This is a genomic window from Cupriavidus basilensis OR16 (assembly GCF_000243095.1).
GTDB lineage: Bacteria > Pseudomonadota > Gammaproteobacteria > Burkholderiales > Burkholderiaceae > Cupriavidus > Cupriavidus basilensis_D.
Map to the genome: position 1 here is coordinate 1 of NZ_AHJE01000153.1, position 13,669 is coordinate 13,669.

General features: G+C 68.0%; 11 protein-coding genes and 2 pseudogenes. 11 read left to right on the forward strand and 2 right to left on the reverse strand.

The window, feature by feature from the left end:
* The 9 genes and pseudogenes from OR16_RS36270 to OR16_RS36310 form a co-directional block, all read left to right on the forward strand.
* Positions 1 to 1,002: biotin/lipoyl-containing protein (locus OR16_RS36270; protein ID WP_006164016.1), on the forward strand; the 1,002-nt coding region annotated here is incomplete at its 5' end.
* A gap of 109 nt (positions 1,003 to 1,111) precedes the next feature.
* Positions 1,112 to 2,053: a 2-hydroxyacid dehydrogenase gene (locus OR16_RS36275; protein WP_006164017.1), complete on the forward strand. Its 942-nt coding sequence runs from the start codon at positions 1,112 to 1,114 to the stop codon at positions 2,051 to 2,053.
* Between the two features lie 117 nt (positions 2,054 to 2,170).
* Positions 2,171 to 3,108: pseudogene (locus OR16_RS36280) on the forward strand (hydroxymethylglutaryl-CoA lyase).
* A 24-nt stretch (positions 3,109 to 3,132) separates the two neighbouring features.
* Positions 3,133 to 3,648 carry a YbaK/EbsC family protein gene (locus tag OR16_RS36285; RefSeq protein WP_006164018.1) on the forward strand — a complete coding sequence of 172 codons (516 nt, stop codon included), beginning with the start codon at positions 3,133 to 3,135 and terminating at the stop codon, positions 3,646 to 3,648.
* 44 nt (positions 3,649 to 3,692) lie between these two features.
* Positions 3,693 to 3,941: a DUF1289 domain-containing protein gene (locus OR16_RS36290; RefSeq protein WP_006164019.1), complete on the forward strand. Its 249-nt coding sequence runs from the start codon at positions 3,693 to 3,695 to the stop codon at positions 3,939 to 3,941.
* A 33-nt stretch (positions 3,942 to 3,974) separates the two neighbouring features.
* Entirely contained in the window at positions 3,975 to 4,661 is a 687-nt protein-coding gene (locus OR16_RS36295) for a 2-hydroxychromene-2-carboxylate isomerase (protein WP_006164020.1), read from the forward strand.
* A gap of 19 nt (positions 4,662 to 4,680) precedes the next feature.
* Positions 4,681 to 5,485, forward strand: a pseudogene (locus OR16_RS36300) (MBL fold metallo-hydrolase).
* An 81-nt stretch (positions 5,486 to 5,566) separates the two neighbouring features.
* Positions 5,567 to 6,163, forward strand: a complete 597-nt coding sequence (locus OR16_RS36305) for a GatB/YqeY domain-containing protein (RefSeq protein WP_006164022.1) — start codon at positions 5,567 to 5,569, stop codon at positions 6,161 to 6,163.
* Positions 6,164 to 6,272: 109 nt separating this feature from the next.
* Positions 6,273 to 6,878, forward strand: a complete 606-nt coding sequence (locus OR16_RS36310; protein WP_006164023.1) for a GNAT family N-acetyltransferase — start codon at positions 6,273 to 6,275, stop codon at positions 6,876 to 6,878.
* A 78-nt stretch (positions 6,879 to 6,956) separates the two neighbouring features.
* Here OR16_RS36310 and OR16_RS36315 read toward each other — a convergent pair whose 3' ends face one another.
* Positions 6,957 to 7,694 carry a GntR family transcriptional regulator gene (locus OR16_RS36315; RefSeq protein WP_006164024.1) on the reverse strand — a complete coding sequence of 246 codons (738 nt, stop codon included), beginning with the start codon at positions 7,692 to 7,694 and terminating at the stop codon, positions 6,957 to 6,959.
* Between the two features lie 158 nt (positions 7,695 to 7,852).
* Here OR16_RS36315 and OR16_RS36320 point away from each other — a divergent pair, with 158 nt between their 5' ends.
* Complete coding sequence (locus OR16_RS36320; protein ID WP_006164025.1) at positions 7,853 to 9,382, forward strand: SLC13 family permease; 1,530 nt, start codon at positions 7,853 to 7,855, stop codon at positions 9,380 to 9,382.
* Between the two features lie 15 nt (positions 9,383 to 9,397).
* Entirely contained in the window at positions 9,398 to 11,806 is a 2,409-nt protein-coding gene (locus OR16_RS36325; RefSeq protein WP_006164026.1) for a hypothetical protein, read from the forward strand.
* 68 nt (positions 11,807 to 11,874) lie between these two features.
* Here the strand turns inward: OR16_RS36325 and OR16_RS36330 are convergent, their stop codons facing one another.
* On the reverse strand, positions 11,875 to 13,461 hold the full coding sequence (locus OR16_RS36330; RefSeq protein ID WP_006164027.1) for an ABC transporter substrate-binding protein: 1,587 nt from the start codon (positions 13,459 to 13,461) through the stop codon (positions 11,875 to 11,877).
* Positions 13,462 to 13,669 lie beyond the last annotated feature (208 nt).

The window sequence follows — 13,669 nt, forward strand, 5'->3', positions numbered from 1 at the left end:
AAGCAGTTCCTGCCCTCCACCGGCACGCTGCGCTACCTGCGCACGCCCGCTGCGGTCACCTTCACGCTGGGCCAGGACGGCAGCGGCCCGGCCGGCGTGCGCATCGACTCCGGCGTGCGCGAGGGCGACACCATCAGCCCGTATTACGACCCCATGATCGCCAAGCTGATCGTATGGGGCCGCGACCGCGACGAAGCGCTGGCGCGCATGGCGCAGGCGCTGGCCGAGTATCACGTGGTGGGCCTGTCGACCAATGTGGCGTTCCTGCGGCGGCTGGTGACCTCGCAGGCGTTCCGCATCGCGGATCTCGACACCGGCCTGATCGAGCGCAACCAGGCGGCGCTGTTTCCCCCGCCCGCGCCGGTTGGCATGGAAGTCATCGCGCTGGCGGTGGCGGCGCTGCTGGACGCGCAGGCCCGCGCGCGCCGCGTGGACCCGGCCGACGCGCATTCGCCCTGGCAGCATGCGGGCGCATGGCGGCTCAATGGCGGGGAGCGGCGCGCCCTGCGTTTCTCGGTGGGCAGCCCGGCGGGCGGCCTGGTGGGCAGCCATATCGCCGAGGTGACGCTCGCCACCGCGGCGCGCGGCAGCACGCTGTTCTTTGCCGACCAGGCGGCGCCGTTCCGGGCGCAGTGCGCGGGGGACGATATCCGTGTCGATCTCGGCACGCGGCGCGCCCGTGGGCAGGTCCATGCGGAAGGTGATACCTTCCATGTGTTCAGCGGCCACCGGCACCTGGCGCTCACCTGGATCGATCCGCTCGCGCATGCCGCCGAGGGCGGCAAGCTCACCGCGCCCATGCCCGGCAAGGTCATCGCCGTGATGGTCCAGGCCGGCAGCCGGGTCGCGCGAGGCGCGCCGCTGCTGGTGATGGAAGCCATGAAGACGGAACACACCATCAGCGCGCCGGCCGACGGCGTGGTGGGTGAGGTGCTGTACGGCGTGGGCGAGCAGGTCGGCGAAGGCGCGCAATTGCTGTCCTTCGAAGCCGGCAACGGCTGAGCCGCCCCTTGCAGCGGTGCGCCCGCTGCAAGAAAACCGCAGGCCGCGCCCATCCTCTGCGAAAATAGACGAGAAAGAAGACGACAAAGAAGACCAGAGTGGAGATGAGATGAAGTTGCAGTTGTATGTACCGGACGGCCGTTACCAGCCCTGGATCGACGGCTTTGCCGAAGCCCTGCCCGAGGCACAGTGCCTGACCTGGGAAGACAGCAAGAACGAGCAGGTCGACTACGCCGTGGTGTGGCGCCCGCCGCTCGAGATGCTGCGTGGCCGCACCGACCTGAAAGCCGTGTTCAACCTGGGCGCCGGCGTCGACGGCATCCTGGGCCTGCGCGACGCCGACCCGGACGCACTGCCGGCCGGCGTGCCCATCGTGCGCCTGGACGATGCCGGCATGGCAGCGCAGATGATCGACTACGTGACGCACGCGGTACTGCGCTACTTCCGCCGCCTGGACGAATACGCGCTGGCCCAGCAGGCCGGCACGTGGCGCTTTCTCAAGCCGCATCGCCGCGCCGATTTCACGGTGGGCGTGATGGGCGTGGGCACCCTCGGCGCGCAGATCGCGCAGGCGCTGGCCGGCTTCGGCTTCCCGGTGCGTGGCTGGAGCCGCACGGCACGCGATATCGATGGCGTGCAGGGCTTTGCCGGCGAGGCCGGCCAGGCGCCGTTCCTGGATGGCTTGCGGGTGCTGGTCAACGTGCTGCCGCTCACGCCGGAAACCGAGAACATCCTCGATGCCGGCCTGCTGGGCAAGCTCGCCAAGGGGGCCTACCTGGTCAACGTGGCGCGCGGCCCGCACCTGGTCGAGGAAGACCTGCTGGCTGCCGTGCAGTCCGGCCAGGTCGCCGGTGCCACGCTCGACGTGTTCCGCACCGAGCCGCTGCCCGCCGAGCATCCCTTCTGGGCCGAGCCGCGCATCACCATCACGCCGCATATAGCGGCACTGACCTTGCGCGAAGACAGCGTCGCCCAGATCGCGGCCAAGATCCGCGCGCTGGGCGCGGGCCAGCCGATCGCCGGCGTGGTCGACCTGCAGCGCGGCTACTGAGCAAGCCGGGCGCCGGGGCGGAGCGTTTCCGCCGGGTGCCCGGGCCCAATGTCCGCACCTTAGTGAAATCGCGCACGCTCTGACGCGTGCGCCGCAACCAGACAGCGAGGAGACATCGTGACCCTGCCCCACTATGTAAAAGTCGTAGAAGTCGGCCCGCGCGACGGCCTGCAAAACGAGAAGGCCATGGTGCCGACCGAGGTCAAGGTCGACCTGATCAACCGCCTTAGCGACGCCGGTTTCGTCAATATCGAAGCCGCCTCCTTCGTCTCGCCGAAATGGGTGCCGCAGATGGCCGATGGCGCCGACGTGATGGCGCGCATCCAGCGCCGGCCGGGCACGCTGTACTCCGTGCTCACGCCCAATATGAAGGGCTTCGAAGGCGCGGTGGCGGCCAGTGCCGACGAGGTCGTGATCTTCGGCGCCGCCAGCGAGGCGTTCTCGCAAAAGAACATCAACTGCTCCATCGCCGAATCCATCGCGCGCTTCGCGCCTGTCGCCGCCGCCGCCAAGGAAAAGGGCCTGCGCCTGCGCGCCAGCATCTCCTGCGCGCTGGGCTGCCCCTACCAGGGCGAGGTGCCGGTGCATGCCGTGGTGGACGTGGTGCGCCGCATGCGCGATCTCGGCTGCGACGAGATCGACATTGCCGACACCATATTGGCGTGGGCACGCCGGGCCGGGTGCAGGAGGTGATGCGCGCGGTCGCCGCCGAATTCCCCATCGACCGGCTCTCCGGCCATTTCCACGATACCTACGGGCAAGCGCTGTCCAACATCCTGGCCAGCCTGCAGGTCGGCATCTCGATCTTCCACGCCTCGGTGGCCGGCCTCGGCGGCTGTCCTTATGCCAAGGGCGCCACCGGCAACGTGGCCACCGAAGACGTGCTGTACATGCTGCACGGCATGGGCATCCACACCGGCGTGGACCTGGAGCAGGTGGTGCGCGCGGGCGACTTCATCTCGCAGTCGATCGGCCGCGCCAACAGCTCGCGCGTGGGACGCGCGCTGCTGACCAAGTGGGGCAACGCCGCGGACGCTGCGCCTGCTTGCGTGTAAGGCATGGCATGGAACCCTATCGACATGAACGCTCACTGCGCTGACAACGACGGCGCCGCGCTGCCCGAAGCGGCGCAGCGCGTGGCCGGCCTGCTGGCCGGGCTTGGCCACGCCAAGCCCGTGGTCATGCTGCCCGCCACCGGCAAGACCTCGGCCGAGGCGGCGGCCGGCCTCGGCTGTTCGGTGGCCGAGATCGCCAAGTCCATCATCTTTCGCCGCGTCGCCGACGACGCGCCGGTGCTGGTGATCGCCAGCGGCAGCAACCGCGTCGATGAAGCCAAGGTCGCCGCCGTGGTGGGCCCGCTCGGCAAGGCCGACGCCAGGTTCGTGCGCGAGAAAACCGGCTATGCCATCGGCGGTGTCTGCCCCATCGGCCACGCGGTGGCGCCGGTGATGCTGCTCGACAGCGACCTGTTCCGCTACGACAGCCTGTGGGCCGCCGCCGGCCATCCGCATGCCGTGTTCAACCTCACCCCGCAAGAGCTGCAGCGCATGACCGGGGCCGAGGTGGCCGACGTGGCGCAGCGCGAGCCCGCATGAAGCCGCTACCTGCCACCCGGCGCCGAAGGGCGAGGGCTGAGGCGATGTCGCAAGCCACCCGCCTCGCCGCCGAGCTCACGCGCGGCGCGCAAGCCGCCCAGCGCGCGCAGCCCGTGCCGTCGCCATGCCGCAACGTGTGCCGCATGGACGCCGCGAGCGGCTACTGCGAAGGCTGCCTGCGCACCATCGAGGAGATCGCCGCGTGGTCCGGCAGCGATGAAGCCGAGCGGCGCAGGATCTGGCTGCTGCTGCCGCCGCGCGCCGAGGCGTTGGCCGCAAGGGCAGCGCAATGACGCGCCCAGTCCGCAACACGGAGTGACCCTGCCATGACCACCGCCATCGACTGGTACTTCGACCCGATCTCGCCGTTCGCCTACCTGGCGTTCGAGCGCTTGCCGCGGGCTTTGCCAGCCGATGTGGCGGTGCGCCATGTACCGCTGCTGTTTGCCGGGCTGCTGCGCCATTGGGGCAACGTCGGCCCGGCCGAGATCGCGCCCAAGCGCCGCTTTACCTTCGAGCACGTTGCCTGGATCGCCCACCGCGACGGCACGCCGCTGGCCATGCCCGCCGTGCACCCGTTCAATCCGCTGCCCTTGCTGCGCCTGGCGGTAGCGCTGGAGCTCGAAGGCCGGCTCTCGCACGCCACGCTGGCGCCGATCTTCCGCTTTGTCTGGCAGCAAGGCCATGTGCCCCAGCAGCGGGCCGAGTTCGACGCGCTGTGCGCAGCGCTGGGCGTACCCACCGCTGCGCTGGCGCAGGATGCGGTCAAGGCGCGCCTGCGGGAGAACGGCGAAGAAGCCGTGGCGCGTGGCGTTTTCGGCGTACCTACCGCTGCGCTGCAAGGTGACGCCGAGGGGCAGTTGTTCTGGGGCCTGGACGCGCTCGACATGCTCGCCGCGCGGCTCGGCCAGGATCCTTTCTTCGCCTGCGCCGCATTCCGTGCCGCCGCCGCATTGCCGGTTGGCGCGGGGCGCGCCGACGCACCGCCGCCTCCCACGCCGGGCGCTGATTAACCGATTTGCCGACCCCCTGATGCCAACCACTTTCACGCCTCCCACCCTGCCTGGCACCATGCGCGTCTTCGAGCGCGGCTGGCTATCGGCCAACAACATCCTGTTCGTCGATGGCGACGACACGGCGCTGGTCGATTCCGGCTATGCCACGCATGCGCCACAGACGCTGGCACTGGTCGAGGCCGGCCTCGGCGGGCGCCGGCTGAGGCGTCTGGTGAACACGCACCTGCACTCCGACCATTGCGGCGGCAACGCCACGCTGCAGCACCGCTGGCAGCCCCGCACGCTGATCCCGGCCGCGGAGGCCGAGGCGGTGCGTGCGTGGGACGTGGACGCCCTGAGCTACCGCGCCACCGGCCAGCAGTGCGACCGCTTCACGTTCGACGAAGTGGTGCAGGACGGCGACACCTTGCGCCTGGGCGGGATCGACTGGCAGGTAGTGGGCGCGCCCGGCCATGATCCCCATGCCGTGATGCTGTTCGCCCCATGTCCGCGTGGTGATCCCCGGCCACGGGCGGCCCTTCACCGACGTGGCGGCCGCGCTCGAGGTCGCCGGCGGGCGGCTGGCCTACCTCAGCGCCGACGCCGGGCGCAATGCAGCGCATGCCATCAAGGTGCTGGTGAAGTTCAAGCTGCTGGAGCAGCAGCGCATGCCACGCGACGCACTGCTGGCATGGATGGCACAGTCGCCGCTGATGCAGCGCATCCACGCGCGCTTCATGCCCGCGCAGGACATGGCCGCCATCCTTGGCCGGGTCCTGGCGTCGCTGGCCGCCGCGGGCGCGCTGGCGGAGGAAAGCGGCGAGGTGTACAACCGGGATTGAGCGGTAACATCGGTAACATCGGTAATGCGGCCGCCACCATGCCTTGGCGCCCGTCCCTGACCCTTTGCGAGGAAGCCGTCCATGCCTGCCTTTCCCGTCGCACTGCTTCACCCTGTGGTCGCGCGTCTCTGCGCCTCGACGATCCACACGCACGGCGCCGACCTCGAGATCGAACTGGCGCCGTTCGTGCTTGGCGGCGCGCCGGTGCGCACGGCGATCCGGCTCGACGGCATGGACCTGCCCACCTACAGCCTTGAGCAACTGGCCGGCAAGCGCCTCGTCTTCCCGCGCAACCCGGAGCCCGGCTACATCGACGGCTCGCTTTACCTCGATGGCCGCCATCATGCGGTCGACATCCGCGAGCTGCGCTTTGGCGAGATCGACCCGCATGGCTTGCCTGTGACCATCGAGGGCTGCATCCATTTCGACGACGGCGCCCGCTTCGACGACACCGCGCTGAGCCTCGCCGCCCGCATCGCCCGCCCCCTGACCGAGACGGAGATCGACGTACTGATCGACCGCGCCGTTGCCGATGCCGCCGTGGCTTCGATGCAGCAGTCCGGCAAGGTGATGGCTGCGCTGCGCCGCCATCCGAGCCTGCGCCATGCCGACATGGCGCTGCTGCATGCGCGCGTGCAGGCCAGGCTGCTGATTGCCGCAGCCATGAGGGCGCGATGAGGCGGCCTGGCCACGACGCCCTGCGCACCGGCATGCAGGCCGGGCGTGTCATGCCCCACGATGCGCGTGCCGGCAGGTTCCTGCGCTGACCGCGTCCCAAGGAGGTTCCATGCAAGCCCTTCACGGCCAAGGCTTCCTCCTTCGCCCCTTCCGCTATCCCGACGTGCCCCAGTTCGTGGCAGCCGTGCACGAATCACTCGACACCGTGGGCAAGTGGCTGCCGTGGTGCCATGCGGGCTACAGCGTGCGCGATGCCGAGAACTGGGTCGACCTGTGCACGGAGAGCATGGCCATCGGCGAGGCCTACGACATCGGCGTGTTCGCCCCGGACGGCAGGGAATTGTATGGCGGCGTCTCCATCAACCAGATCAACCGCGACTACAACTTCGGCAACCTCGGCTACTGGATCCGCCAGACCCGGCAGCGGCAGGGACTGGGCGCGCGTGCGGCAGAGCTGATGGCGTGCTATGCCTTTCACCGCCTCGGGCTGACGCGCCTGGAAGTGGTCGCCGCCGAGCACAACATGGTCAGCCGCGCCGTCGCGGAGAAGATCGGCGCGCAGTTCGAATGCATCGCCCGTAACCGCCTGGTGCTGCACGGCGTGCCGTGCTCGGCGGCGATGTATTCGCTGGTGCCGCCGTGGTACGGCAATGCCGGCCCGTCCAGGGACAAGGGCAAGGGCAAGGGCAAGGGCAAGGGCAAGGATCAAGGTTAAGACATAAGACAAGGGGAGGTGAGATGAAGGGAAGCTGCCTGTGCCAGGCGATTGAATACGAGCGACGGTCGATGCCACTCACGCCGGCACCCGCACGCCCCCGGCGCTATTGAGCGCGAACTCGTACCGCTCCGAGCGTATGGAAAACAGCGTGTGCTCGCAGACCGCGCCATCCGCTGTGAACGACGTGCGTTCCAGTTCCAGCAGCGGATGCGTGCGCGAGGTCTGCAGCAGGGCCGCCAGGCCCTGGCCGGCCGGGCGGGCTCGGATGACGAGGTCGGCCCGGTCGACCTGCATGCCTAGCAACTGGCCGATCAAGGTGTAGGACGGATAGCGCTCGGCGGCTTCCCAGCCAGGCTCGGCATCGCAGGCAATGTGGGTGTTGGCGAGCGCGATCGGCTCGCCATCGAGACGATGCAGGCGCTGCAGGGCGATGCAGTGGCCGAGCCCCGCGGGAAACGTGCCGCGCAGCCGGGCCGGCACGGCGATCCGCTCAAGCGCGATCAGCTGCATCTCGGGCGCGTGTCCCTGCAGCACCAGCGAATCGTAGAAGCCGCGCAGTGTATCCAGTCCATGGCGCAGCCGCTTGTCGACCACGAAGGTGCCTTTGCCTTGCTTGCGCTCGACCAGCCCGGCGTCGACCAGCCGCGCGATCGCCAGGCGCACCGTGACCCGGCTCACCCCGAAACGCTCGCCGAGCTCAGCCTCGGAAGGCAGCTTTCCGGAAGGGTCGAAGTGCCGCTTCTGGATCTCCTCACGCAACAAATCCGCGATCTGTTCGTACAGTGAAATGGCGTTCTCACGCTCAACATGCATGTAAAACCTTGTTGTATCAAAGGCTTGTGAAAAACAGCATAACAATATGCCAATGCCTTCGTTGGATATCTTGTATTAGAACGTATTATTGCCTTCCAAGGCCGGACTGACCAGTGCGGCGTCTTACGTGCGCATCGGGCAATCGCCAAGGAGCCGCAGTGAACTCTCCCCTCAACCCGCCATCGGCGCATTCGCGCGCCGCTTGGCAAGCATACCTGCCGCAGCTGCCGGCCTGGCTCCGGCCGGGCCCGCTGCTGAAGGCGCAGCTTGGCTTCGCGGCCGCGTGGATCGCCTTCTTCGCCATCTTGTTCGTGCTCCCGCCACCGGCGGGCTTGCCGCCCGCAGGCCGTGCCACGCTGGCGGTGGTGGCCTGGGCGAGCCTGGTCTGGATGAGCGAGGCCGTGCCGGTAGGCGTGAGCGGCATGCTGATCCCGGCCCTGCTGGTGCTGGCGCATGCGGTGACGCCGTTCTCCAAGGCTGCCAGCGGCTTTGCCACGCCCGTGGTGTTCCTGTGCCTGGCGGCCTTTGTCTTCTCGGCCATCATGCAGGCGGCCGGGCTGGACCGGCGTATCGCCTTGTTCCTGCTCGACAAGCTGAAGACGCGCACCGCCAACGGGGTGATCTGGGTCATGTTCGTCGTCAACTTCGTGCTGGGCTTTCTCGTGCCGGCGGCCAATGCCCGCGCGGCTACGTTGCTGCCGGTCATCAACGGTATCGTTGGCCTGTTTGGCGACTCGCCGCGCGAACGCGGCGCGAAGAAGGCCATCGTGATCCAGTCGCTGGTGTATGGCTCGATGATCAGCGGCATGTGCATCCTCACCGCGCACTTGCCCAATATGGTGATCGTCGGCCTGCTGCAGAAGAACCTCGGCCTGCATATCTCCTATCTCGACTGGTTCAAGCTGCAATGGCCGTACCTGGGCATGTTCGTGCTGACCCAGCTGTGGGTGCAGTCCTACTTCAGGTCGCGTGCGGTCAGGCTGCCTGGCGGGCAGGCGGCGATTGCCGCCGAGCGTGCCGCGCTGCCGCCGGCAGGCGTGCAATCCAAAGCGATCCTGGCGGTGTTTGCCGTGGTGGCGGTGCTGTGGGCGACCGAGTCGTGGCATGGCCTGCCTTCCGAGATCGTGGCCTTGCTCGGGCTGGCCGCGCTGTTCGTGCCCGGGTTGACGGGGCTGGGCTGGAAAGACATCCAGGCCCGCACGATCTGGGGTACGTTCTTCCTGCTGGCCGGCGCGCTGAGCCTGTCCTCCGCGATTGGCGAGACCGGCCTGGCGCCGTGGGTGGCCGACTGGCTGTATCGCTTCGCCGCGGGCCATCCGTGGTGGCTGGCGTTGCTGATCGTCATGCTCGGCACGCACGTGGCGCGCCTGGCCATGCTGTCCAACGTGGCGGCCGTGACGATGATCGCGCCGATCATGCTGGCGCTGGCACCCAAGCTCGGGCTGCATCCCGCCGCGTTCACCTTGTTGGTGTGCGATAGCGACAGCTTTGCCTACATATTGCCCACGCAGATCACCGCTGCCGTGGTGGCCTATAGCAGCGGTACCTTCACCACGGCGGACTACGCCCGCGTGGGCGTGGTGTCGGTGCTGATCGGCATTGCCTACGGCTTGCTGGTCATGGCGCCCTGGTACGCCTACCTGGGCATCCCGGTGTGGGACGCCAGCGCGCCGTGGCCTTTTCATTGAGATCGGAGTTCCCCCATGACCGACAGCACATCACTGGCCGCGCGCTATGCCGCGTTGCGCGAGCGCCTGGGCACGCATCACGCGCCCGCCGGCTTGTACGAGAAGAACAAGGCGCTGCCGTTCGCCGGCCGGGTGAGCTGCTCGGTGAGCCGGCTGGAAGCGGGCGAATGGGCGGAGATCATCCTCGACTATGAGGTCGGTGCGTCCGGCGTGGCGGATGGCGCGTGGCTCAAGGCGACGTTCAAGTTCTATTCCGACTGGGCGCTGTTCCAGACCTCCGACCCAGGCGGCGCTAACTTCATCAGCGCCGAATACCAGGCTACGGCTCTTGTGCCTGGCCAGAGCCCCGCGAGCGTGCAATCGCTCAACGTGCGCTTCGAGCAAAAGGGGCATGAGCGCCCGTTCCAGAAAGCGATCATCGTCGATGTGGTCGATGGCTACCTGAATGCCGGCGATCACATCCTGATCCGCCTTGGCGACCGGCGCCGCGGCGGGCCCGGCACGCGCGTGCAGACCTTTATCGAAGACAGCTTTCGCTTCCGGCTCTATGTGGACCCGCTAGGCACTTCACGCTTCGTGGCGGTGCCGGGCGATGCGGTGATCGACATCCACGCCGGGCAGCCGGCGCAGGTCCTGCTGCAGGCGCCGCGCTTTGCCCGGCCGGGCACGCCCGTGCCAGTGAGGGCCTCGCTGATGGACCGCTGGGGCAATATCTGCGCCGCGGCAGGTGGTTCGATCCGTCTTGCCGCATGGCAAGGCAACGAGCTCGTCCACCAGCGCGACTATCCTCTGCATCAAGCGGGCTGGGCGTCGGTCGGCATCGACGACCTGCCGCCAAGGGCCGGCACGCTGCGCCTGGAAGCCACCTTGCAGGGCGCGCCCCGCGTTGCCAAGGGCGCGGCATGGCTATCGGTCTTCGACGCGGCCGGTGCGCTGCGCGCCTTCTATGCCGACCTGCATGTGCACGCGCATGACACGGTCGGCACCAACAGCCCGGCCTACAACGTGGCCTATGCGCGCGACGTGGGCGGCATCGATGTGTTCGGCTATACCGTCAACGATTTCCAGATCACCGACGCCAACTGGCAGCTTGGGCTGGAAGCCGTGGAGACCTTCAACGAGCCCGGCCGCTTTGTCGCTTACCCGGTGCAAGAGTGGTGCGGCAGCTCCACCGCCGGCGGGGATCACAACGTCGTGTTCCTCGGCGACGGCGCGCCGGATTTTCCCTACAACGCCCGCGGCGAACACAATCGCACACTGGTCTGGAACGAGGACATGAAAGGCGCCGCGGCCGAGCTGGGCCGCTGGCCGGTCGAGGAACTGTGGGATGCCTATGTCGGCGCGCCCGAGCAGCACCTGATCATGCCGCACGTGGGCGGGCGGCGCTACATCCCGGACTGGCATCATCCCGAGCTGGAGCGGCTGGTGGAGATTGCTTCCAGCTGGGGGCATTTCGACTGGCTGTACCGCGACGTGATCGCGCGCGGCTACCAACTGGGCGTGGCGGCCAGCGGCGACGAGCATCGCGGCCGCCCTGGCGGCGGCCCGCCCGGCGTGCAGGTGTTCGGTGTGCGCGGCGGGCTGACCGGCGTGCTGGCAGAGCGGCTGGACCGCCAGGCGATCGGCCGCGCCCTGCGCGAGCGCCACACCTGGGCCAGCACCGGCGAGCACACGGCGTTGCTGGTGCGCTGCGGCGACTTCGTGCAGGGCGATGCGTTCTCGCTGCCGGCCTCGCATCGCGGCCCGGCCCGGCTCGACTACCGCTTCCTCGGGCAGACGGGCTGGGAGTACCTGGCGGCCTATGATCACAATGGCGTGATCTGGGAGCGCAACCTGCATCGGGAGGCCGGCTTCTCCGAGCGCCTGATCCGCGTGCGCTGGGGCGGCGCGCGGATTCGCGACCGCTATCGCTGGGCCGCCTGGCAAGGCCGCATCCGCATTCTCAATGGCACCATCAACCGTTTCGGCGGGCACGGCTTCGAGCATCAGGAAGAAGCCTGCTGGCGCGAAGGCGCGACCGATATCGGCTTTCGCAGCGATACCTATGGCGATGCGGACAGCGTGGAAATCGACGTGAGCAACCTCGCCGGCGCGCGCATCGTGATCGAAGGCCACATCGACAGTTTCATCAAGGTGGGAGATCCGCTGCAACGCAATCCCTTCGCCCATGCGCCGGATTTTCACTGGGAGGTCAGCGGTGCCGAGCTGCTCGCCAATGACGGCCTGCGGCTGGAGCTGGGCGGCACGGAACTGTTTATCGCGCTGGAGCGGCTCACCGACAAAGCGTTGCCAGTGGACTTGAGCGGCGTGGTCGATGTCGAGCCTGTGAACGGCCCCCATGGCCACCGCCCGGTGTACTTTCACGGCCGCGAAAGAGACGACGGCAAGGTGTGGTCGTCGGCCCAGTTCATCACCTTCGCATGAAGCATGGCGCAATGCGGCGCAGTGGCCGGCGCGCTGGCGCGCCGGTCATCGGGCTCGCGGACTAACGCTCAGGAACCCTTGGCGATGGCGAATGCGTAAGTCCGCTCATCCTGCCGGGGCACCACCTTGTACCCCTTCTTCGCCGCCCACACGTTGATCTGGAAATACAGCGGGATCACGCCGTGATCCTGGATCCCGATCTCGGTCGCGTCCTGCAGCAATTTCTCGCGCGCGCGATCGTCGATCGTGGTCAGCGCCGTGCTCAGCTTGGCATCCAGCGCGGGATTGCTATAGCGTCCGCGATTGGATGCGCCCCAGCCCTTGGCCGTATCGTAGGTTGCCAGCAGCGACTTCAGCGACGAGCCTGCCTCGCCCGTGTCCGCGCCCCAGCCGGCCAGCATGAAGGAAAACTCCAGCTTGTTGGCGCGCGTGAAGAAGGTGGCGGACGGCATGGCTTCGACCCGGGTCTGGATGCCGACGCGCGCGAGCATGGAGGCAATCGCCTGCGCGACTTGCTCGTCGTTGACGTAGCGGTTGTTGGGCGCGTGCAGCGTGAGCGCGAAGCCGTCGGGATAGCCCGCGTCCGCCAGCAGCTTCTTGGCGCCGGCGGCGTCGAAAGTGTCGGGCTTGAGGCTCGGCACGTGGCCGAACAATGTCGAGTTCACGAGCTGCCCGGTGGGCTCGGCAGCGCCTTCCATCACGCGCTCGACGATGGCCTGGCGCGAGATGGCGTGCGAGATGGCGGCGCGCACGCGCGCATCCTTGAGCGGGTTCCTGGCGAGCGGCTTGCCGGCCTTGTCGGTGACGAAGGGCGTGACGTCGCGGTTGGTGTCCAGGTGCAGGTACATCATGCGGAAGGTCGGCACCTTGAACACGCTCACGCCGGGATCGGAGGAGAGCTTGCGGATATCCGAGGTGGGCACGTTCTCGATGACCTGCACGTCGCCGGCGAGCAGCGCTGCCACGCGCGGCGCGTCGTTGGTGAGGATGCGCAGCGACACGGTGTCCCACTCCGGCTTGTTGCCCCAGTAACCGTCGTTGCGGGTCAGCTCGATGCGGTCGCCCTTGCGGAAGCTGACGAACTTGTACGGGCCGGTGCCGACCATGGCGCGGCCGCTGTTGAAGTCGTCGCCGCTGGCGTTCTCGGCGACCTTCCTGGACAGCATGTAGATGGTGGAGAGGTCATTGGGCACCAACGGGTAAGGGCCGTTGGTGGTGATGCGCACGGTCAGCTTGTCGACCGCGGTGATGTCCTTGAAGCCCTTGGTGTAGATGGTGTACGGCGACGGGCTGTTCTTGACCGTAGCGGGGCGGTTCAGCGAGTAGACCACGTCGGCCGAGGTGAACTCGCTGCCGTCGTGGAACTTCACGCCGGGGCGCAGCTTGATTTCCCAGGTGGTGTCGTCGATGGGCTTCCAAGAGAGTGCCAGCGCAGGCTTGAAGCGCATCTTCTCGTCCTTGGCGATCAGCGCCTCGAACATATGCTCGGCTACGTTCGCGTTGGGCGTGACGTTGTGATAGTGCGGATCCAGCGAGGTGATGTCCCCGGACAGGCCGATGGTGAGGCTGGCGGCGGCAGCGGTCGGGGAGAGTGCGGCGCAGGCCAGGCTTGTGGCAAGTGCTGCGGCGCCAAGGGCGCGGCGGATGATCGTCATCGATGGGTCCCTGGTAGGCAAGACGCGGTGCAGGCATTGTCAGGAGTTGCAGACATCCATGTCAAGGCGGGCAGACCCGCGGCGGCGCATGCACCGGGGCGAGGCGGCCGTGCACAGTGGGCGTGCCGCCTGGCGCGGTGTTTGCCCTGCCGCGTGGCATGCGCGGGGCTGGCTGTGTCGCCGAAAAACGGTGCAACTGTGTCTGTGC

What these genes read in the sequence shown, in the direction of transcription:
- OR16_RS36275 (WP_006164017.1), top strand. Translation starts at nt 1,112, where the DNA reads ATGAAGTTGCAGTTGTATGTACCGGACGGCCGTTACCAGCCCTGGATC.
- OR16_RS36285 (WP_006164018.1), top strand. Translation starts at nt 3,133, where the DNA reads ATGAACGCTCACTGCGCTGACAACGACGGCGCCGCGCTGCCCGAAGCG.
- OR16_RS36290 (WP_006164019.1), top strand. Translation starts at nt 3,693, where the DNA reads ATGTCGCAAGCCACCCGCCTCGCCGCCGAGCTCACGCGCGGCGCGCAA.
- OR16_RS36295 (WP_006164020.1), top strand. Translation starts at nt 3,975, where the DNA reads ATGACCACCGCCATCGACTGGTACTTCGACCCGATCTCGCCGTTCGCC.
- OR16_RS36305 (WP_006164022.1), top strand. Translation starts at nt 5,567, where the DNA reads ATGCCTGCCTTTCCCGTCGCACTGCTTCACCCTGTGGTCGCGCGTCTC.
- OR16_RS36310 (WP_006164023.1), top strand. Translation starts at nt 6,273, where the DNA reads ATGCAAGCCCTTCACGGCCAAGGCTTCCTCCTTCGCCCCTTCCGCTAT.
- OR16_RS36315 (WP_006164024.1), bottom strand. Translation starts at nt 7,694, where the DNA reads ATGCATGTTGAGCGTGAGAACGCCATTTCACTGTACGAACAGATCGCG.
- OR16_RS36325 (WP_006164026.1), top strand. Translation starts at nt 9,398, where the DNA reads ATGACCGACAGCACATCACTGGCCGCGCGCTATGCCGCGTTGCGCGAG.
- OR16_RS36330 (WP_006164027.1), bottom strand. Translation starts at nt 13,461, where the DNA reads ATGACGATCATCCGCCGCGCCCTTGGCGCCGCAGCACTTGCCACAAGC.